We start from the raw sequence: 22,684 nt of genomic DNA on the forward strand, positions 1-22,684 counted from the left end.
AATATTAAACCGCAATCATTGATTGCGGTTTTTTTATGTCCAAAATGTTCTTAATTTTTTTAAACCTTGAATTAATACTTCCGATTAAAAAAAAAATGATAAATTTAGATGAGAATTACTGATTTCAATCTGAAATGAGACTATTTTTATATTAAATGATGAAAAAGAAAGTGTTTTTTGTTTTTTTATTTTTAAATCTTATCAATTTTTGTATTGCGCAAGATAAAAAGTCTTATGTTGCATACATAGATTCTGCGAATGCCATAAAGTATAAAGACGGGGAAAAGGCAAATCTATATATTCAAAAAGCTAAAAAAGCAGTTCCTGAGAAAGATTTGGGAGATTTTTATCTTAAAACTATTCAGATTTATATTGACATTAATCATTTTGATGAAGCATTAGAATACTGCACCAAAGCTCATCATGCATTTACTGAAAGCAATACCCCTGAAAAATTGGCGATTGTTAATAGTTATTTTGCGTTCATTTATGGACAACTCAATGATCCTCACAGAGCGATTAAATATTATAAAATAACGTTAGATTTTTACCAAAAGAAAAATGATAAAGCCAGAATTATTAAGTCTCTGAATAATTTAGGAAATGCATATTTCTCGTTATCAAAGTATGATTTGTCACAGTATTATTTTCAGAAAAGCCTGCTTGTTTTTAAAGATTATGATGATCCGGCTTTAAAGGCATTTGTCATGTCAAATTTGGGGAAACTCTTCTTTAGTAAAAAACAATATGTACAATCGGAAAAATATTTACTAGAAGCAAAAAATATTTTAGAACAAAATAAAATTACCGATGTAGATGCAAATTACAATGTTATCTATAATCTCGCAACTTTTTATGTTAACCGAAAAGAGCCTATAAAAGCGTTATTGTATGCTAAAAAAGCAGGTGAATTTATTGAGGAAAAATCTGTAGATTTTGATAATATAAAATACTTAGATAATCTGTACAAAGCCTATCTCTTAAATGACGATTATAAAAATGCTGCATTTACCTTTCAAAAGTATGATTCTATTCGGGAGATGTTGAATATTGAAGAGAAAGCAGTAAATGTAGAAAGAATCAAAGCTCAGCATGAGTACGAATTAAAGCAAAAACTCACCAGCTTAAAGCAAGAAAAAAAGAATCTAATCTACATTATCGTCTTGGTGGTTTTTCTATTAATCGTTGTTATCTGTATTCTCTACACAATTAATTATCGCAATAAAACGGAAGCGTTGAATCTTGAGAAAAAATTGATAGAAGCTAGAGAAAAAGAATTGGAGTTTGATAACCACATGAAAGAGAAGCTATTGGTGTATCAGTCGATGGAGCAGCAAAAAGTTGATTCTATTTTTAAATCTATCTTGGAAAAAGTAAATGCTCTAAAAATAAAATATCAGCATGCGGAAGAAATTTCTGAGATTATTAATGAAATTAAAATAAGCGTGAAACCCAATACTTGGGAAGATTTTGAGTATCACTTTTTACAGATTCATGAATCGTTTTATAAAAATTTAGAACAAAAACATCCGAACCTTACCAATTATGATAAACGGTTAGCTGCTATGCTAAAACTTCGGCTATCGACTAAAGAAATTTCAAATCTATTGAATGTTACTCCTAAAACAATAGAGAATTCACGCACAAGACTTCGGAAAAAACTAGAACTTACCAATACGAAAGAAGATTTATCTAAATATCTGGATGATTTTTAAGTTTCTGTATTTTAGTTGTTTATGTTTATGTGTGTGCTTAGTATGGGGATGGTTTTTAAGGTGTAGGTGGTAACTGTGTAATGTTTTTTAATCAGACTTTCAGAATACTTTATTCCTTTGTTTCAAACAAGAAATAATAGAGAGTATGAAAAAATTAATTACATTATTATTGACAGGATTCATGATATCTGCAACATCTGCACAATGGAATCCTAATACAGATCAAAATCTATTTGTTGCCGATCCAGGAAATGGAGGTTCTTTTTCTGCAATGACTAAAGATGGGAAAACGTACATCGCATTTTGGAAACAGGTAGCAGCACCCACAAATTTCGAGCTGTGGTTGCAAATATTAGATCAAAATGGAAATAAATTATTAGACAATGGCGTAATGCTTAGCAACCAGATTCCAATGTCTAGTTATACAACTGTTGGAGATATTGTAGTTGACAGTGCTGATAATCTTTTTATAGGAGTAACAGGTACAGGAGCCGGTACTCCATTACTTGTTTTTAAAGTAACTCCACAAGGAACATCAATATGGCCAAACGGAATCAACGCTGGAGAAGGGTATGCTCCAGAGATTCTACCATTATCGAATGGAGATATTATTGTTGGTAATCTTGCAACTACTCAAGCTCAAATGAGAGTACAAAGATACAATGCCGCAGGGCAGCCGGTTTGGGCAGCACCAATAAGTATTGCGTCTGATGATCCGGCTAAGCAAACAGCTCCTTCTGATTTTTTTGAATTACCAAACAGCGAAGTAGCCCTTTTATTTCATAAAAAAATATCAGCGCAAACTACAAGTTATTTATTTGCTCAAAAAATAGATTTTAATGGGAATATTATTTGGTCAGATGGTCCGTTGCAGGTAAGTACAAAAACATTGTCTTATAATACCAAATATTCTGCTGTGCTAGATGGTAGCGTGGTGTATTACGGGTACAGTACAGGGCAAGGGAATAGATTTGACTCTTACTTGCAGAGAGTTAATTTTTCTGATGGTACTAAACCTTGGGGAGTTGATGGGGTAGACTTTGATATTAACCAAACTAGCTTTGAGAAGAATACAAGAATAGCATTTGCTACAGGCTCTCCATATATTTGGGCTGTAGCGAATTATACCACTACCGGACAAGGTGCAGGCGGGGAATATGTTCAAAAATTTGATAAAAACACGGGAAACAGGTTATTTACAGATAATGCCAAGCAGGTTTTCCCTATCACAGGTGAATTTATGATGCATAGTGGTGATTTGCATTTAGCGCAAGGTAAACCTTATTTTGTCGTAGAAAAAAGAATTAATACAGCATTGTTGCCTACCTCTTTAAACGCTGTTTTGCTTAATGATAACGGAGATTTTGCATGGACACAACAATACATTCCGATGGCTACCTTTAATGGCTCTAAAACTTCTATTGATATTTTAAAGCCTATTAATAACCAAGCGGTAATTGTATTCAAAGAGCAAAAGCCTAGTGATGCAAACTCTGTAGTGTATGCACAGAATCTTGTTCTTCCTGCTGCTGCATTAGGAACTCGTGATATTGTAAAAACAAAGTCGATTAGTTTGTATCCAAATCCGGCTACCGATGTTATTCATTTGGATGGAGCAGATAATTCTAATTTTGTTATTTATAATTCAGTAGGCCAATTGGTGAAGTCTGGAGAAATGAAGTCTGGAGATATCATGGTACACGAACTTGTAAAAGGACAGTATATTCTGAAACTAAAAGGCGAAGAAAAAGCAATCAAATTCATTAAAAAATAAAAAGTATAATCAAAGAATGGTAGCTGTACAATTATTAATAATTTACAAAATTTAGTAATAAAACGTTTTCGATTTATTATTGAATATTAAAATTTACGAAGCCATATTCCATGAGACCTAAAGTCATTTAGGTCTCTTTTTTATGAAAGCTTTCGAACGGCTTAGTCTAAATGTTTGAACTAATTTTTAGGTTCTGAATTGTTGTTAGGAATATATTTTTTGCTCTTTATTTGTAAAATCACTTTGTTTATGCTTCTATTAGAAACAAAGATTCAGATTTCTATTTTACTTTTTAATATTGTTGAAAGATAATTCACTAATCGATAGGGGAAAATTCTATTAAAATTAGTTAAGATTTTCGCCATAAAATAATTTACTTGTTTTTAAACTATTTTTTATTTTTTGAATGATTTCTTCCTTAAAATTCTTTTATAATCAATTTTCACAGCATATGTGTAAATCATATTGTCGGGAAAAGTAAAAAGGGGAATAGTTTCAAATCATAAAGTTTTCATAAAACTTGAATAAAAAGAGGGGCTATATTTTGATTTTTAAAAAAAAATCGTACTTTTACAGTGCCTTGAATGAGGGAACAAGTCAAGGTAATAAATTTTTTTTCATCATTTGTGTTTTTAGAATCGTATCGCCTGATACGATTCTTTTTTTATGGATTCATTCTTTTGTAGCGCACCAAAAGTTCAATAAAATAAGAATAGGTAATCGAGCCTTCTTGTTGATTACTTTTAAGAAAAATATTGTTAGTAAATCCAAAAAACTCATTAAGAAAACCCTGATGTTCTGTTATGAATTTCTTTTCATTTAAGCGGTCTCTTTTCATTTCTTCAGAATAATTTTCTAAAGCGGTCTTTACAAAATTCTCATCTTCATTAACGATAGAATTCAATAGACTTTTTAACGTAAAATATTCTGTGCTGTATCTGAGTTCAGAATTTTTTGATGTTGCACCAATCAGATAGCCTATAAAATTAGCTTCCTGTTCTCTTGCAAATCCCAATTGATGAGAACTTTCATGAGAAAGAGTAAATAAGAGGTAAGAAGATGGTAATTGTGCGTTGAACTGAGCTTCTGCAGTAAAAGGATTGTAATATCCTAGAATCCCAGTAAAACTCATTGTTTTCCCAAATAAACTAGGTTTGAAAGAATTAATATCATTGCTCTTTTTTTGATTGATAAAAGAAGGAAGTGTTTTTTGTCGATTTAATATTTCTTGCTGAATGGCATTTAAATCACTGCTTAGAAAAACTCCGTTTTTATTTTCTTTAACGAGCTTTCTGGTCGCTTTAGATTTTTCAAGATATTCTAATGCCAATGCTTTTCTTACTTCCAGCGTAACTTCTGTTTTGGGAAGTTTTGCGATAATTGGTGTCTGGAAATAAAGCATTCCCCAAAATATTTGGTAGATGAAATAAGTGATATTTAAAACGATTAATATTTTAAATAAAGCGGTACTTCTTGTTCTCTTTTTTAAAAGTTTAATGATTAGATAAACCAATAAAATTCCTAATAAGATATACATCAAATCTCCAAATGAAAAAGGAACCCACGCAAAGAGCTGTTGATGGATTTCTTTCTGAAATTCAAATAATTTTTCAAAAACAGAAACCATGATTTGCAGTTTTGAAAAAGTATAGAACAAAAGAAATTGGGCAAGTAAAATACCCGCCCAAAATCTCTTTTTTTTATATGTTTTTGTAGTATTAATGCGCACCTTCAGATTCTAAAACGTCAACATCAATTCCTTGTTTGCTTAAGGTCTTCTTTGCAAGATATGCAAATAGTGTAATATAGGCAAAGCAAAGTACCGGGATAATATACGAACTGTGGATTCCAATTATATCAGAAAGCTTTCCTTGTAATGGAGGGATAATTCCACCACCCAAAATCATCATGACCAAAAATGCAGAACCTTGAGCAGTATATTTTCCTAAACCTGTAATGGCAAGTGTAAAGATTGACGGCCACATAATGCTACATGCTAAACCTCCTGATAAGAAGGCATAGATTGCAAAATTTCCGGTGGTCATTAACCCGACAATCATTGCTGTCACCCCAAAAATTCCGAAAATAATAAGCGTTAAAGCTGGTTTATTTTTACTTATAAGGAATAAAATCACCTGGATTACGATGCAGATTGCATAAAAATATAGGTTAGACATGTCTTTTTGCGCAATCATGTTAATTCCTATAATGACCAAGAAAGCAATAAACGGAACCACAATAGTAGCAATCATTTGCTGTTGCTTATTAAGGTTGAAAACAGTGATTGCACCGGTCCATCTTCCAATCATTAAACTTCCCCAATACATCGAAATGTAAGGTGCTAAATCTGAAGACTGATGTCCCCCGAATTCTGGTAAGCTTAAAAGTTCACCCAAGTTACTACCAATGGCAACTTCCACACCTACATAAGCAAGAATGGCGAGCATTCCCAAAACAAGTTGTGGATATTTCATCGCTCCCCATCCTTCAGGATTTTTTTTAGAGCTTGTGTTAGCATAAACAAGACATAGAACTACGGCTAACAAAGCACCGCCTAAATAATACATTCTTGTTTTTTCTAAAGGATGTTTTACCTCTTGTAATTCTGCTTTTTTAGCATCAATATTTTGTTGAATATTTTCTATCGTGGCAGCATTAGTTTCAGCTTTTTTACTGGTGTCTAAAGCGGTTATTTCTTTATTTAAATCCTCAATTTTTAGAGCTGCATCAGAATTATAACTTGCAAATACTGGGATGAAACACAGGATGACCAAAACAGTCATCGCAATCAAATTCTTTCTTGCTTTTCCTGCTTTTTCCATCGGTTCTGTAGAAATTCCGGCAGGTAGTTTTTTAGAAAAATAAAAAATTCCCGCGGCAACTAAAAATAAAGCTCCTACAGCGGTATACAATAAAATTACTTTGTCTAAAGCTAAATGTTTAATCTGGTCGTCATCTACACTGGCAGTAGTTCCGAAAAGAGCTAAGCCTACAATGATAGGACCTATTGAGGTACCAAAAGAGTTTACTCCGCCTGCAAGATTTTGTCGGCTGGTTCCTGTTTTGGGGTCTCCCAATAACACGGCGAAAGGATTGGCTGCTGTTTGCTGGATAGAAAAACCAAGCGCTACAACGAATAATCCAATCAGCATTCCGTAGTAAACGTTTGCTTTTACCGCAATTATCATAATAGCTGCTCCGATTGCGGAGAGGAGAAGACCGTAAACAATACTTTTTTTGTAGCCCCATTTGCCAATGATATCGATGCCTTTAATGGTACTGAATATGAAAAGCAATAATGCTCCCAAAAAGTACGCGGTATAAAATGCAAAATCGATAAGCTGCGATTGAAACTGGTCGAGTGAGAAATAATTTTTACAGAAAGGAATAAAAATGCTGTTTCCTGCTGCAATAAAACCCCAAAAGAAAAACACTAAAATAAGTGTATAAAGTGCGGGGTAATTAGTAGGTTGAGTAGTTGTTTTTGACATATTTGTTGAAAATAAATTCGTAATAACAAATATATATTTTTTATGTGATTAACTGTGTTCTGTTAAAGTTTTTTTTATCATCTCAAAAGCAGACTGTTTCAAGTTTTTTGGTGAGTCGGTGGGTTCTAAGATGCCGTTGAAAAATACTTTTACTTTCCCGGGATGTCCTTTAGAATTGTCAAAAGGAAAGATTTCTTTTAAACCTACAAAAGTAAAGACTGCGATAGGAGAGTTATGTTTTGATGAAAGTGTAAAAGCTCCATCTTTAAATTCATCTAGAACAATTGACGTGTCATCAGGAACGCCGCCTTCAGGAAAAATAACAATGCTGTTACCTTCTTCCATTTTTTCGGCACATCTACGGTAGACATCGGCACGGCTTCTGGCACTGCTTCGGTCTACCATCACACAGATTCTTTTGTAGATGGTTCCAAAAATCGGAATTTTCATCAGTTCTTTCTTTCCAACATAACAAAGTTGATGGTTAGGAAATAAAATACAGGGAAGCATAATATCCATAATCGAAGTATGGTTTGAAATAATAACATACTGCTTGTTTTTGTCAATCTTTTTATCAGTTAGATTGATGAGCTGGTATCTTAAACCCATTCCGAAAAACATTCCGTAGCACCAAATTCTTATTAAGATATTGGCATATTTAAAGGTACTTTTCTTTAAAGATAAAATATAAACGGGTAATCCCAGAATAGTAGTGAGAATAGTAGCCAATATAATCAGCCAGAATCTCCAGAGGTAATTTAAAATTTTAGTCACAAATCAACCGTTAAATATTACTTTTTTCTTTACAGAATAATTAAGAATAGAAACCAGCAGTATAGCAGCAATCTTACTCGTCATTTCCGGACTCAAGGTATAAAAAATTAAATCAATATTGTCTTTAAATATAAAACTGTAAAATACCTGAAAGAAAGTTAAACTTAAAATGGTTGACATAAAAGAAACCCCCATAAAGTAGACAAACTCTTTTCGTTTAGAATGTTTTCCGCGCTCAAAAACAAACCAGATGCTCAGGAAATAATTAAATAAAATTCCGCAGCTTGTCGAGAAAATATTACTTAACGGATAATGAATTCCGTGAAAATTCTGTTCCTGAGAAATAATTTGCGGAAGATAGGTGCTGAAGGTTTTGAAACTCCCGATTTCCACAATCGCACTGAGTCCGCCTGCAACGATAAATAAAAGTACTTGTTTGTGGCGTAGTAATAATGCTGTCATCTATTTTAATAATATGCAAATTTATAACTATATGTTAAACAGTGAAAAAAGTTGTTAATTTTTTTTTTCGTGTTAAAATAATTTCTAAATTTAATTTTCAGAACGAAAGAAACTGTACCTGATAAAAAATTCATTTTCAACTTTTTCTGTTGATGGTCTTTCTATCTTGTAATGCACGATAAGGAGTATCTGCACAAGTTTTATAAACCACATTTAACCCCACTATTTGTATGAAATCTCAAAACAAATACAGAAAATTTCAGCTTCAACAGAAAAATATTGAAGTTTTAGAAAAAGAAAATACCCGTTTCAAAAGGGTATACTCAGAGTACGAAAATATGTCAGACGACCTTTGGAATCTTGAAAATTCAAACGGCGATCCTGTACCCGACGATTTTATCAACGCCATGGTGATGCAAGCCACTTATCTTGAAGAAGAGATAGAAGACTGGTTGATACAGTTTAATCAAAATAAAAACGAAATCAAAAGCTGAACTTAATCATAAATGAAAGTATCTGTACCCGTTTTTGAGGGCTAATTAAAGATAAATTCATAATTTAGCCCTTTAAAACTAGAAATATGGTTGCTATTGTTGATAGTGGTTCTACTAAATCTGACTGGGTAATCTTGGATGACTTCAAAAACGTTTTCTTAAAGACCGAAACCATTGGTTTCAACCCCAATTTTATCAGCAAAGAGCTTATCGTACCCGAAATTGAAAAAAATAATAGCTTAATATCAGTTAAGAATTCTATTACCAAGATTTTTTTCTATGGCTCAGGATGTGGCGTGAAAAAAAACTGTCAAACGATAGAAGAGGAAGTAGGTAAAGTTTTTACCAATGCTCAAATCGTTGTAAAAGAAGACCTTTATGCCGCTGCTTATGCTGCTTATAATGGTAAGCCGACGATAGTGTGTATTTTAGGAACAGGATCAAACTCATGCTATTTTGATGGAGAAAATTTAAAAATAAAACTTCCTTCGTTAGGATATCTTATGGGAGATGAGGGAAGCGGAAGCGCGATTGGAAAACAATTGGTGCGCAGATTTTTTATGCAAAAACTTCCTCAGGATTTACATCTTGCGTTTAAAGAAATATATGGTTTAACGATTGACGAAGCGTTAAAAAACATGTATCATACCACCAGACCAAATGCTTACTTGGCCAATTTCAATAAATTTGTAGTCGAAAGAAAAGAGCATCCTTACTTCCAGAATATGGTTTTGGAAGAGATGAAAAATTTCTTCGATTATCAGGTTCTTCCGTATGAAGAATCTCAGAATGCCGAGATTAATTTTATAGGCTCAATTGCTTATTATTACGAAAATATTTTACGTTCTGCTGCGTCAGAACTCAATTTAAATGTGGGGCATATCGTACAGAAACCCATCGAAAGTTTAGTCGATTACCACATTAAATATATTTTATAGTAGATAATAAGTTTAAGTAAAAAATAATATATAAATAAATGTCAAATTAAGTAATAAAACTTTCTAAACGACTTAGGAGTTCGCAGCGTAAAGAAATTTTAAAAAATTCCGTAAAGAAATTTCCACTGTTTGAGTGGCGGCAGAAAATAGGATTAGCATCTGAAATATTGTTTCCGCCCGAGTTTGGAAATTTTAGGAAGTTTTTTAAATTTTAGCGGAGAAATCCAGTCTTGAATTTTTGGTTCTTTTGTTTTAAGACAAAAGAACATTTATAACTTCTAATTTGATAAATATTAAATAAAAAACAGAAAATTCTATGTCAAGTAAAACTCATCGCGACGAAAAAAACTTCAATCAGGCCGCGTTAGATTATCATAAAGCTGAACCTAAAGGAAAAATTGAAGTTATTCCTTCAAAACCGCACTCTTCACAGAGAGATTTGTCGTTGGCATATTCTCCGGGGGTTGCTATTCCGTGTCTGGAGATTGAAAAAAATCCTGAAACAGTTTACGATTATACAGGAAAAGGAAATTTGGTGGCTGTAATTTCAAACGGAACAGCAGTTCTTGGTTTGGGAGATATTGGTGCTGAAGCTTCAAAACCTGTAATGGAAGGGAAAGGTCTTTTGTTTAAAATCTTTGCAGACATCAATGTTTTTGATATTGAAATTGACGAAAAAGACCCTGATAAATTTATACAAATTGTAAAAGGAATTGCTCCTACTTTTGGAGGAATCAACCTTGAAGATATCAAAGCTCCTGAAGCTTTTTATATTGAGCAAAAACTAAAAGAAGAATTAGATATTCCGTTGATGCATGATGATCAGCACGGAACAGCGATTATTTCTGCAGCTGCTTTAATTAATTCTCTTCAGATTGCCAATAAGAATATTGAAGAAGTGAAAATGGTGGTCAACGGAGCAGGAGCTGCGGCAATTGCTTGTACCAATCTTTATATTTCTTTAGGTTTAAAAAGAGAAAATGTATTGATGTGCGATAGTAAAGGTGTCATCAATCATAAAAGAGAAAATCTTACTCCGGAAAAACTAGATTTCATTGCTCAAACAGATATTGAAACTTTAGAAGATGCCGTAAAAGGTTCAGATGTTTTCATTGGTTTGTCTAAAGGAAATGTGATGACGCCAGAAATGTTGAGCAGCATGACTGAGAACCCAATTGTTTTTGCATTGGCAAATCCTGATCCTGAGATTGCTTATGATTTGGCACTTTCTACAAGAAAAGACGTCATCATGGCAACTGGAAGAAGTGATTATCCTAATCAGGTGAACAATGTTCTTGGTTTCCCATATATTTTCCGTGGTGCATTAGATGTTCAGGCAAAAGGAATTAATGAAGAGATGAAATTAGCTGCGGTTCATGCTATTGCTAATTTGGCGAAAGAGCCGGTTCCAGAAGCGGTAATTTTAGCATACAATGTTAAGAATTTGCAGTTTGGAAGAGAATATTTTATTCCAAAACCATTTGACAACAGATTAATTACCAAAGTTTCGAGCGCAGTAGCAAAAGCTGCTATTGATAGTGGTGTGGCAAGAAAAACAATTACCGATTTCGACGAATACGAAAATCAACTTCTCGACAGAATGGGAAGAGATGAGAAGTTGGTAAGAATGATGCAAAACCGCGCAAAAGCTAATCCTAAGAGAATTACTTTAGGAAATGCTGAAGAATATAATGTTCTAAAAGCTGCACAAATTTTATATGAAGAAGGTATTGCGCATCCTATTCTTTTAGGAGACAAAAAATATGTGAAAGAACAAATGGAGCGTTTCGGAATCGACATTGACGTTCCGATTATCGATCCTAGTGACGACGACCAGAAAGAAAACAGAAAAAAATACAGAGAAACCCTTTGGAAACTTCGTCAGAGAAAAGGGATGAACGAGTACAAGGCAAAAAGATACGTTCGCCAGAGAGATTATTTTGGTCCTTTGATGTTAAAACATGGGGATACAGACGGATTGATTATTGGTTTTTCTAAAAATTATGTTTCTACTTTAAGACCTGTTTTAGAAGTAATCGAAAAAGAGAAAGGTGTTGATAAAGTGGCGGCAATGATGATGATTTTGTCTGAAAAGAAACCTATTTTCTTTGCAGATACTTCTATCAATCAAAATCCTACTGCTGAAGATTTGGTGAATATTGCTAAAATGGCAGAACACACCGTAAAATCTTTCGCTATCGAACCAAGAATTGCAATGTTAGGTTTTGAAAACTTTTCTGCCATTTCTGATACGTCTAAAAAAGTAGCAAAAGCAGTCAATATTCTTCATGAAAAATTTCCGAAAATGATTGTGGATGGAGAAATTCAGCCGGATTTTGCGATGAATGCAGATCATTTAAGTGATTATCCGTTCTCAAAATTAGGAACTACTCCAGCCAATACATTTATTTTCCCAAATCTTGAATCGGCTAACTTGTCGTACAAAATCATCAGAGGAATGAAGGTTGCACAAGTAATCGGACCAATTTTGATGGGACTAAAACAACCGGTTCACGTTTTACAGATGCGTTCAAGTGTTGATGAGATTGTAAACTTAGCAACGGTTGCAGTTTTGGATGCACAGAGAAGAGAAGGTAAAAAATAATTGTTAATAGAAGTCCCGAAGGGACGACTTAACAAAGGATAGGATAAAATCCTATCAACAATATAATAACATCCAACAATTAATAAGAAAAAAGTCGGGCAGAATTTTACGAATTCTGCCCGACTTATGTTTTTACGTAAGTTGCATCTTCGTTTTCACAATTCCTTTCCTTAATATAATAAAAGTAGTCACCCCAACAATGACCTCTATCAAAGCACTTCCCCAATAAATACTTTTCACTCCGAAATAATAAGGAAGGATAAGCATTAATGGAATGTAGAGAATCAATTGTCGTAGGAAAACTAAGAAACTTGCTTTTTTGCTGTCATTTACGGCAGGGTAATAGGAGAGTGCCAAAACCGTAACTGGTAGTAAAGGAAGCACAGAAAAAAATAATCTGAAATCCTGAATCTGACTTGCATTTACAATATATCCCGGAAGCATTAAGCCAATTAACTGTTGCGGAAATAAGAGAGCAATCAAAAAGAATGGTGAGAGTATTGCGACGCCTGCCAAAATATAGGTTTTTAAAAATTTTCTGGCTCTGTCAAATTGTCCCGCGCCGAAATTGATTCCTACAACGGGCTGTAAACCTCGCATTAATCCAAATAATGGAGTTAATAAAAACAGAAAAAATCGATTCAAAACAGTAAAAAAAGAAATGTCATCTTCAGTTCCGTAAGAAGCGATTGCATTAAAAATAATGATACTTTGTACCACTCCCATTACCGATAAAATCATTTCCGGAAGTCCTAATTTTAAAATTCTCTTTCCTATTTCAGGATGATAAGAAACCGATTTCCAATTGGTTTTAAACGAGCTTTTTCCTTTAGCATAATAATAAAAACCGAGTAGGGAATAAATCAGCATTCCGCAATTGGTTGCCCAAGCTGCACCGGAAACTCCCATATTAAAGGTTGAAATAAAAATAGGTTTTAAAATAATATCGATGACTAATCCAACGGCAATCATCATTGCAGCGGTTTTCATTTTTCCTTCTGCACGAATCAACATATTTAAGGCTAAACCATAAATCCAGAAAATTGTTCCAATTAAAGTGACCCTAAAATATTCTACTGCAATCGTTTGTAAATCTCCTTTTGCACCCATCATTGCCATCAACTCGTGTGCAAAAATATAAGCAGGAATGGTACAAATTAAAGAGAAAAAAATACACAGAAAGTTGAAACTTCCAAATAGATTGTATAGTTTGTTTTGTTTATTTTCGCCAATCCACATACTTACTGCGGCACCGGCGCCAATTCCTACCAATCTTCCGAAACCTAAAACGATTTGAGACAGTGGAAAAGCGATTCCCACTGCGGCAAGAGCTTTTGTATTAATTAAATAACCAACAAAAATGGCATCTAAAAAATTATTAATTCCGTACAAGACGATTGCTGCAACGGCTGGCCATGAAGTTTCCCACATGACCTTTTTTAAGTCACCTTTTAAGATGAAGGTTTTGCGATCCATTCTTTTGAGGTATTGAATTGCTGAAAGGCAATATGTTTTTCAATTGTATAAATTTCTTTTCCGGCTAAAGCATTAATGATAATTGCATTTCGATAAGCGCCCATTCCTAAATCGGGAGTGACAAAACCATGGGTGTGAAGTTCTACATTTTGTACAAAAATACTTCCATCATTATCAATGGTGTAGTAACGGCTTACATCAAATAATCCATCTTCGTTTCTATTGATTTTATTTTCAATTCCTTTCAGAAACTTAGGTTCTTTGTATTTGTAGCCTGTCGCCAGAATCACATAATCTGAGATATTGGTAAAGGTAACTTCATCCTGAATATGTGTGAAATTTAACACATAAGAATTTCCTTCAGGAGAAATGTTATCCAGTTGGCAACTTGGTTTTAATGCCACATTTAACGGAATATTCCCAACACTCATCTCATACATCGTATCAAAAATATCATTGATGAGGTCAAAATTAATTCCTTTATAAAGCGGATGTTGTTTTGCTAAAATATTTTTACGTTGATTAGATGGCATCTGATAAAAATGATCTACATATTCTGGCGAAGTTAATTCCAATGTCAGTTTCGAATATTCCATCGGGAAAAAACGGTCGGGTCTTGTAAACCAACTCATCGATAAATTATCATTGGTTTCAGGAAGTAAGTCCTGAAAAATTTCTGCTGCACTTTGTCCGGAACCGATAATAGAAACTGATTTTGCATTCAGAATATCTTCTTTATGATTGAGGTATTCTGAAGTATGAATAATATTCGGATAGTTTTTATCTTTCATAAATTCAGGTAACTTCGGCTGAGTTCCTGTTCCTAAAGCCAGTTTTTTAGTATAATATTTTTTAACATCATTGTTTTTTAAATCTAGAACCTCGATGATATATACATTTTCAGATTCATTAAAAGTGATATTCTCAACCTTTTTTCCGAAAAGGCAATTCTCTAATTGATTGACGGTCCATTGACAATACAGATTGTATTCTTTTCTTAAAATAAAGAAATCTTCCCGAATGAAAAATTTATATAACCGATCTGTTTTCTTTAGAAAATTTAAGAAACTGTATTTACTTTTCGGATCTGCCATTGTCACCAAGTCTGCCATGAAAGGAACCTGAAGTGTAGCATTGTCAAGCATCAACCCGGGATGCCAATCAAAACCTTCTGCCTGATCCAGAAAAAGTGACTGAATAGATTCTATGGGCTCTAAAAGTGCAGCTAAGCCAAGATTAAAAGGACCGATTCCGATTCCGATGATGTCGTATATTTTATTGTTTTCCAATGTTTTTATTTTTTGAAATTAATATTGTAAAGATCCTTCGACAGGCTCAGGATGACACCGCTAATACTAAGTGTAAAAATCAGCAGTGTCAGGCTGAGCCCGTCGAAGCCTTTATGAAAGAATGTTTTTAAATACTTTTTGCTTCCAATCTGCTTTCAGGGCATTTTTCCCAATATCCTTCACGGGTACAGAAAGTAAGATAAGCCGTTTTGTGAGGCATTTCAATTACACCTTCACGAGTGTACCCTAATTTTGTAATGATTCTATCAGTAGGAACAGCATCAACAGAGGCTTCACCAATACATTTTCCCACTTCCGGAAGCATAAAAATATAATCTAAAGCAACCTGAAATGACTGAAAAGAATATTTTTTATCCTTCTGTGTTTCTGCAACAAAAAAATGGGTTCCGTAATCAGTCGGAAGCGCGTCATAATAGGCTCCTACGATATCTCGCATTGGCCAATACGGTTCAAAACTGAATTGTGGAACATCATTTACATAACCAATAAAACTATGTTGCTCATCACTTGGAAGAATTGTTCTGAACCAAAGTTCTAAGTCTTTTTTGGGTCCATCCATTTTCCAAAAAGGTTTTGCATGTTCCCTATTAAACCATTCGTGAATCATTTCAAAATCATTGTCGATGTTGAAAGGACGAATGCTGATGTTTACATTCTCTTCTTCAAAATATCTTGAATAAACAATTTCTTTAGTTTCGGGCTTAATTAATTTATGAGAGAAAAAATATTTGTTTAAAGGATTTGGGGTGTCTAGAAAAACCGCAGGATATTCCAGGTTTTCGTCTGCTTCATTGATGTTTTGAAGGCTTGTAATTAAATTTCCTTTCGTGTACCAATTTCTTTTGTTGATTATGTAATCTACTAAACCTGTTTCATCTTCATTTTCAAGTTCTTTGAATGATTTATAAACAAGATTGATTAATTTTCTTTCATCAGCTAATTGATTACAGCCTAATGCATTCACAACCCCTAAAATATTATTGGTCACCAGATAATACGTGTATTTTGGAGCCAAAGATTCTTCATCAATAATCGACTGACTTTTATCTGCAATTCCGGGAAGCGCATTAGAAACCAGTGCTTTTCTGCCTTCTCTGAAGAAAAACCCTTGATTGTCTCTAAAATAAATTTTCGCAGGAAAACCTTTTTTATCAAGCTCAATCATGACGTTTTGCTGATGAAATTCACAGGCTAATCCATACGTATTCAAAATTCCGACGATAGGTCTTACGCAGATATGAAGATATTGTTTAAACCAGTCTAAAGCGACCTGTTCTACTGATAAATCGAGATTTCTTGCAGTGTTGACAATAATATTTTGAAGTCTCGAAGGCTGACCAAAAATTCCGTCCTGACAAAGTGCTGCTAAAAGCGTTACGTTTTTAGTCTTATTTTCACCCTGAAAAGGGTTTCTTCTGATGCTGATATTAAACCCATTAATTACTTTATCATTAAACTTTACGGCAATAAAAGCTGGGTCAACCATAAAATCAATTTCAGGATGGTCTTTTTGTAAATTTTTTCCCCAATCTGTTTTTAATAAATTGCTGATGTCGTGACCACGATGAAGCTCAGGATATAAATTAATTCTCTCCGAGTTGGTAATTTTTACATGAAGAGAAAATTTGTACATCCATTTGCTGTTTTCACTGTAGACCGTTCTTACCGATGAAGTAGGAGTGAAGAATTCTCCATAATGACCTAAAGCAAACAAAATTCCCTGCTCCTGCATAACCTGAACATCTTCCTGAACCAGCAAATATTCTGCTTCCCAAGGATGCATCGGAACAATCTGATAATCCGGAAACTCATCCCATAATTTTTTATGTTCTGAATTTAAAAGTGGATATATTTTTTCGCCCAATTCTTTAGTAACAAGCTTTCCGTCTGCATTTTTCTCAATGACATTTTCAGGATTAATTAAGAAATAAAACAACTGAAATTGCCCGGAAGTTTCAGGCGAATATTTCAACAAATCTTTCTGATCAAAACCTTGCTTCGATTTTGGAACCGGGTGTAAAATGTGGCCTAAAACAAGGGATTGTTCAGCTTCAATGAAAGACATTTCCAAATCATTCACCGATTTATTGTTTTCAGATAAATAATCTAAATATGTTGTAAGATTTTCAATGCTGTTATTCAATCTTTTTAAAACTGTAGAAGCATCAATATCGGAATGAATTCCTCTTGAATATTCTGCGATTAAGGTCATAAAACCGTAAATATCAACTTCCGAAACTTCATCCGTTTCTAAAACTCTTCGCAAAACTGGAAAATCAAAAAGATGCCTTCCCGTTTCAGAAAAATAATTTACAGGAATATAAACATCGCATCCTATCGAAGAAAAATCGATTCTGATATGAAGATTTGTCGATGTTTTTCTGATATTTTTAGCAATGGCAATATCATATTTAGGGATTCCCAGATAACGGCTCCAGTTGGTAAATTCTCTCATATAGCAATTAATGAGAGCGGTATAATTAATATTTTCTGCGTATTCCTGATTAGTTAACTTCAATGTATTCATTTCCGTATTTTTTTATTGTGATTAAAATAGATTTGATGTCTTCAACTGTTGTTAAAGGATTTAGAATAGTAAATTTCAAGTAAAACTGCCCATTTACTTTTGTTCCTGCGACAAGCGCATTTCCGTTTTTATAGAGTTGTGATTTGATGTAGGTATTGATTCTGCTCAGATCAAAAGTTTTGAAAGGGTCCGCAGAATAACGGAAGACCAACGCTGAAATATCAGAACGGTTTAATAATTCAAAATGAGGGTCATTTTCAAGAAGAATGGCAGCTTCTTTTGCTGTGGAAATAATTCTTTCAATATAATTTCCAAGTCCTTTTTTACCGATAATTCTTAAAGTAAACCAAAGTTTCAACGCATCAAATCTTCTTGTCGTCTGAATTGATTTATTTACCTGATTCGGAATTTCATTTTCGTCGTGATCCTTTGGATTTAAATAATCTGCATAATGCGTGATTAAACTGAAATAATTTCTGTCTTTTACCAAAAATCCGCTGCTGCTTACAGGCTGGAAAAAAGATTTGTGGTAATCAACGGTCACAGAATCTGCATTTTCAATTCCATTGATTAAATGACGGTGTTGTTCAGTTAAAAGTAATCCGCAACCGTAAGCTGCATCTACGTGAAACCACATCCCATATTGTTTTGCAATAGCTGAAATATTCGTTAAAGGATCGATGTTTCCAAAATCTGTGGTTCCTGCTGTCGCTACCACTGCAATAGGAATATTGCCATTTTCAATTTCTTTCTGAATAGCATCTTCCAATAAAATACTGTTCATTTTAAAAGAGCGGTCGGTTTTGATTTTAACTACAGCTTGCTCTCCTAATCCTAAAATTGATGCACTTTTCTGAATACTGAAATGCGCCATTTCCGAAACAAAAATCCTGAAACGATGTGCATTTTCTGGCAATCCATCTTTTTTGATGTTATGATTAAAATTTTTGATTGAATAATAATCTCTCGCCAACAACATTCCCATCAGATTACTTTGAGAACCGCCACTCGTGAAAATCCCGTCTGAATTTTTTCCATAACCGATTTCATTGCACGTCCATTCGATGAGTTTTTGTTCCATCAAGGTTCCTCCTGCACTTTGATCCCAAGTGTCTAAAGATGAATTAATAGAGCTAATCAACATTTCAGCCGCAACTGCAGGAATAACAACCGGACAATTGAGATGCGCAACATATTTTGGATGATGGAAAGCAACGGCATGTTGTGTATAAAGTGTTTTTACTTCTTCAAAAACCTCTTCGTAATTTTGAGGAGCATCGTTAAGATTGATGTTTTCAAAATGTTTTCTCAGTTCTTTTGGAGAAACTCCACTGAAAGGTTGAGTGTTATCTTCTAAAAATGCAATCACTGTTTCCTGTGTTTTCTGCATTACATTTTGATACTCGTGAATATTGATATCACAAAATAAACTCTCCAGATTTGGGAAAAGACTTTCCTTTTCCGAAACCAATTGTTCGGTAATAAATGTATTCATAAAAATTTTTGGTTGGTGTTTTTTACTTTTTAATTAGTACTTCTAAGATTCTTTAATTGAACCATTAAGATTTATTAAGGAGTTAAGAATTATTAAAAATAGCTTCACGTAAGTAAATCAAAATGATTAATCTTAATTAAGCTGGCGCTCTTTATAAAATCTTAATGGTTTTTAAAAATTTAATTCTAGTATAAAACTTCTCGATACGTTTTTTTTCAAAATCTACTCGAAGTGACGGAATGTTTCAATTTTATTTTAAATAATTAATAATTTATCGTGTATCCTACAGAAAATGTAGTTCCTCTTCCTTGATAAGCGAAAGCTTTTTGAGGAGCGCCGTAGAAAAATACAGAACGTTGTCCCCAAATGGTCGTGTATTGTTTGTTGAAGATATTTTGTACTCCGAAATTGATGACTCCTTTGTTTAATTTTACATCTCCAACCAAATCAAATAAGGTGTAACCCATCATTTTCATGTCTGCTAAATCGGTGTAATTCATAGAATTTTGCATTTGTAGTCTTAATGAAAAACTTTTCGCATTCCATCCTGTAAACACCATAAATTTTGAAGGATTAGTCGTGTAAACCGATTGGTTTTGCCAACCTTTATCAACGGTTTCTGTTTCAGACTGCATTAATAAAACATTTCCTCCTAGTTCTAAACCTTGAGAGAATCTATAGCTTAAAGCTCCTTCAAAACCATAGTTTCTTAATTTCTGATCAAGCAAAGAAATAGTAAAAGCTGCGTTATCTATTTTCAAAGTTTTGTTGGAAAGTGCGTAGAAAACTGATCCTTGAGCAGAAAGTCCTTCTTCTGAAGTTCTGTTGTGTCTGAAACCAAGCTCCATCTGATCCGTTTTAATTCCGCTTAAAGGTTGTTCTGCGATATTCATGCTGTTGAGTAAATTCCAACGGTTGTTCGTTAATTGATATTTACCGAAACCATACGATTTTGCAGCATCAGGAACGGCAAATCCCTGAGAAAAATTAAACCAAGTCTGCCAAGAAGGATTGAATTTGTACAATAAACTTCCATTAAGCAAAGTAACATCGTAATTGTTTTTGCCTCCTTTCACGGCATCTGCAGAATTTCCGTATCCGAAATGCATATAAACCTGCTCTTTGAATCCTACAAAATCATCCAGTTTTACATTAATCAACTGTTGACGTACACCTCCTGAAAAAGTTAGTTTGTTGGTAATATTCCAATCTGCCTGAATAAAACCCGAAAGCGCAGAAGTTTTGGTGTCGGGATATCTTCCTACAAAAGCATCGGTCTGATTGACTAAACCTCCAGACTGTGCACTTTTTTGTGGATTAAAAATGGCCTGATCTCCTGTGAAATTTTCTAAGTCAACATCAACTCCGTAAGTAAAATTGAAAGCGCTCCATTTTTTATTTAAAACCAATTTTGCGCCATATGCATTTGTATTTCCTCTTGCTGAAGAAAGAAAAACGGGAAGTACAACTCCAGCTGGTGGTTTTGGTACTTCGGCAAAAGAGGCTCCGAAGTCTACTTCTTCACGCCTTCCGTAAGCTTGTAAAATTAAGTTTTGTCCGCCCCAAATATTTCGTGCATTGTAATTAATATTGGCCATAAAACGTTCTGTTCTTGGAACGAGATCCGAATCGGCCCCATCTGAAACATTTATTAAATCAGGATTTTTTGTGGTAAACCCGACAAAATTCTGTCCGAAAGAAAGCCACTTCTTGTTTCTTACTTTTGAATTGTAATATTGCAAATCTACATTCAGGTCTTGATTAGGAGCCAGTTTAGCACTAATGCCTCCCAATAAATCTATGGATCTGTTGTATTGAAAATCTGCCTGTTTTACATCGGTGATTATTTGGTCGCCATTCGCATCAAAAGCTCCTTCATTTTGTGTGAAAGCTGCTCCCAGTCTGAATTTTATCTTATCATTTCCACCCGAGATAGATTGCGCGATTCTTTTATCGAGATCATCTTTATGAAAACCTGATTTTAAACCCACAGAAGTTTCGAAAGCCAGTTTGTTTGATGTTGGCTTTTTAGTGATAATGTTGATAATCCCTCCTGTAGAATCACCTCCATAAATAGAAGAAGCTCCAGAAAGCACTTCAATTCTGTCGATGTTGAAAGGATCGATTGCATCAAACTGTCGGCTTGTTGCTCTTGTACTGTTAATAGAAATCCCGTTGATCATTACCAAAACATTTCTTCCACGCATGTTTTGGGCATAATTTGTGCGTCCCTGATTTCCAAAATCGAATCCGGGAATCATATTTCCCAATACTTCTTTTAATCCGGCTCCACCTCGAATCTGAGTTTTAAGTTCTTTATCGCTGATGACCCAAACTGTACCCGGAATATCACTGATTTGTTTTGGCGAACGGGAAGATACCATAATCACTTCGCTAATTTCTTTGGTTGTGATACTGTCTTGTTGGTTTTGAGCAAAAGTATTGGTGGCTAAAGTTGCCAATAATAAGATTGAAAGTGCGTATTGCTTTTTCATTTATTTAGAATAATTAAAAATAATGAGGTAAATATAAATTATTATTCATGGAAAAATCAACCTGACTTTTGTCACTTAAATGCTTTAAAAGCAATCAAACAAGATTTTATTAATTGCTGAAACCGATTAACCCTCTTTAGATGTTCTTTAAATGCAGTCTCAAAATGAGATGATAAAATGAGATGAAAAATAAAATTTTAAATATTTTTTTATTGTGGAGCTCATTTATCTCTAAAAACTATCGATTTAACAAGGCTAAAAATCCCCAAAAATGATAGACGAACTGGATGATTTTAATTTTTCCGGAAAATTGTAAGGTATATTTTGAGTATTTTAATCATTAAAAAAGAGAATATTGAGTGCGAAACCAGAATGATTTTAATTGATAAGATGAAGAAATCTTATTTTGGAGTTTATTGGTGTAAAAGCTGTTTTTATTGTATTTGCTGTTTAAAATTAAGTTAAAACTCATTCTTCTTTGAAATGAAAACATTACTTAGTTTAAATTACTATATTTGGAAGTTATAAAAATAAATAATGATATTTTCCTTACAAGGCATCGTTCAGGAGCTTACCCCAACTTACGCAGTAATCAACGTAAATGGAGTAGGATATTATACCGGTATTAGCCTCATGACTTCTCAACAATTGACTCTAAATAAAGAAACATTTTTATTCATTCAGCAGATTATCCGTGAAGACGCGCATTTGCTGTTTGGGTTTCATACCCGTTTAGAAAAAGAAATGTTTAACCTCTTAATAAGCGTAAATGGTGTAGGTGCTGTTTCGGCACTTATTTTATTATCAACATTAAGCCTTGAAGAGATTGCAACGGCAATACTTTCTGGAAACGGAGCAGTAATACAAAAAGCCAAAGGAATTGGTGCAAAAACTGCCGAAAGAATCATCGTTGATTTGAAAGATAAAGTTCAAAAATTTGCAACTACTGAAGCGAATATTTCTTCGTTTGAGAATAATAAAGTGAAAGAAGAATCGTTATCTGCATTAGAAGTTTTAGGAATTCCTAAGAGAACAAGCGAGAAAATTGCAGATCGTATTTTAAAGCAAATTCCGGAAATTACTATAGAAGAATTGGTAAAACAAATTTTAAAAAACATTTAACATTTG

15 protein-coding genes are annotated in these 22,684 nt (G+C 33.7%); 6 read left to right on the forward strand and 9 right to left on the reverse strand.

The genetic code is table 11. The annotated features are described in order from the left end of the window. Nucleotides 1–158 precede the first annotated feature (158 nt). Nucleotides 159–1,715: a tetratricopeptide repeat protein gene (locus LO744_RS04105; RefSeq protein ID WP_230667311.1), complete on the forward strand. Its 1,557-nt coding sequence runs from the start codon at nucleotides 159–161 to the stop codon at nucleotides 1,713–1,715. A gap of 145 nt (nucleotides 1,716–1,860) precedes the next feature. Next, nucleotides 1,861–3,489 carry a T9SS type A sorting domain-containing protein gene (locus LO744_RS04110; protein WP_230667313.1) on the forward strand — a complete coding sequence of 543 codons (1,629 nt, stop codon included), beginning with the start codon at nucleotides 1,861–1,863 and terminating at the stop codon, nucleotides 3,487–3,489. Between the two features lie 664 nt (nucleotides 3,490–4,153). Here LO744_RS04110 and LO744_RS04115 read toward each other — a convergent pair. The 4 genes from LO744_RS04115 to LO744_RS04130 all read right to left on the reverse strand — a co-directional run bounded on the left by LO744_RS04115 (nucleotide 4,154) and on the right by LO744_RS04130 (nucleotide 8,216). After that, complete coding sequence (locus LO744_RS04115) at nucleotides 4,154–5,116, reverse strand: DUF3810 domain-containing protein (protein WP_230667315.1); 963 nt, start codon at nucleotides 5,114–5,116, stop codon at nucleotides 4,154–4,156. Between the two features lie 91 nt (nucleotides 5,117–5,207). After that, nucleotides 5,208–6,980 carry an MFS transporter gene (locus tag LO744_RS04120; RefSeq protein WP_230667317.1) on the reverse strand — a complete coding sequence of 591 codons (1,773 nt, stop codon included), beginning with the start codon at nucleotides 6,978–6,980 and terminating at the stop codon, nucleotides 5,208–5,210. A 48-nt stretch (nucleotides 6,981–7,028) separates the two neighbouring features. Beyond that, on the reverse strand, nucleotides 7,029–7,754 hold the full coding sequence (locus LO744_RS04125) for a lysophospholipid acyltransferase family protein (protein WP_230667319.1): 726 nt from the start codon (nucleotides 7,752–7,754) through the stop codon (nucleotides 7,029–7,031). 3 nt (nucleotides 7,755–7,757) lie between these two features. Then, entirely contained in the window at nucleotides 7,758–8,216 is a 459-nt protein-coding gene (locus LO744_RS04130; protein WP_230667320.1) for a GtrA family protein, read from the reverse strand. Nucleotides 8,217–8,446: 230 nt separating this feature from the next. Between LO744_RS04130 and LO744_RS04135 the strand changes: the two genes are divergently transcribed. The 3 genes from LO744_RS04135 (at nucleotide 8,447) to LO744_RS04145 (ending at nucleotide 12,253) form a co-directional block, all read left to right on the forward strand. Beyond that, complete coding sequence (locus LO744_RS04135; protein WP_066680021.1) at nucleotides 8,447–8,710, forward strand: hypothetical protein; 264 nt, start codon at nucleotides 8,447–8,449, stop codon at nucleotides 8,708–8,710. An 86-nt stretch (nucleotides 8,711–8,796) separates the two neighbouring features. Continuing rightward, a complete protein-coding gene (locus LO744_RS04140) occupies nucleotides 8,797–9,648 on the forward strand; it encodes an ATPase (RefSeq protein WP_230667322.1) in 852 nt (283 codons plus the stop codon). Nucleotides 9,649–9,964: 316 nt separating this feature from the next. Continuing rightward, nucleotides 9,965–12,253 carry an NADP-dependent malic enzyme gene (locus tag LO744_RS04145; protein WP_230667324.1) on the forward strand — a complete coding sequence of 763 codons (2,289 nt, stop codon included), beginning with the start codon at nucleotides 9,965–9,967 and terminating at the stop codon, nucleotides 12,251–12,253. 132 nt (nucleotides 12,254–12,385) lie between these two features. Here the strand turns inward: LO744_RS04145 and LO744_RS04150 are convergent, their stop codons facing one another. The 5 genes from LO744_RS04150 to LO744_RS04170 all read right to left on the reverse strand — a co-directional run bounded on the left by LO744_RS04150 (nucleotide 12,386) and on the right by LO744_RS04170 (nucleotide 21,556). Continuing rightward, nucleotides 12,386–13,729, reverse strand: coding sequence for an MATE family efflux transporter (locus LO744_RS04150; protein WP_230667325.1), 1,344 nt, complete (start codon nucleotides 13,727–13,729; stop codon nucleotides 12,386–12,388). Beyond that, nucleotides 13,705–15,018 carry a lysine N(6)-hydroxylase/L-ornithine N(5)-oxygenase family protein gene (locus LO744_RS04155; RefSeq protein WP_230667327.1) on the reverse strand — a complete coding sequence of 438 codons (1,314 nt, stop codon included), beginning with the start codon at nucleotides 15,016–15,018 and terminating at the stop codon, nucleotides 13,705–13,707. The genes LO744_RS04150 and LO744_RS04155 overlap by 25 nt, the downstream gene beginning before the upstream one ends. A gap of 127 nt (nucleotides 15,019–15,145) precedes the next feature. Further along, complete coding sequence (locus LO744_RS04160) at nucleotides 15,146–17,566, reverse strand: GNAT family N-acetyltransferase (RefSeq protein ID WP_230667328.1); 2,421 nt, start codon at nucleotides 17,564–17,566, stop codon at nucleotides 15,146–15,148. Next, nucleotides 17,544–19,061, reverse strand: a complete 1,518-nt coding sequence (locus LO744_RS04165; protein ID WP_230667330.1) for a pyridoxal phosphate-dependent decarboxylase family protein — start codon at nucleotides 19,059–19,061, stop codon at nucleotides 17,544–17,546. The genes LO744_RS04160 and LO744_RS04165 overlap by 23 nt, the downstream gene beginning before the upstream one ends. 263 nt (nucleotides 19,062–19,324) lie before the next feature. Then, nucleotides 19,325–21,556: a TonB-dependent receptor gene (locus LO744_RS04170; protein ID WP_230667332.1), complete on the reverse strand. Its 2,232-nt coding sequence runs from the start codon at nucleotides 21,554–21,556 to the stop codon at nucleotides 19,325–19,327. A gap of 537 nt (nucleotides 21,557–22,093) precedes the next feature. Here LO744_RS04170 and ruvA point away from each other — a divergent pair. Continuing rightward, complete coding sequence (gene ruvA / locus LO744_RS04175) at nucleotides 22,094–22,678, forward strand: Holliday junction branch migration protein RuvA (protein WP_230667334.1); 585 nt, start codon at nucleotides 22,094–22,096, stop codon at nucleotides 22,676–22,678. Nucleotides 22,679–22,684: the final 6 nt, after the last annotated feature.

This window comes from Chryseobacterium turcicum, from assembly GCF_021010565.1.
Classification (GTDB): Bacteria; Bacteroidota; Bacteroidia; order Flavobacteriales; family Weeksellaceae; genus Chryseobacterium; species Chryseobacterium turcicum.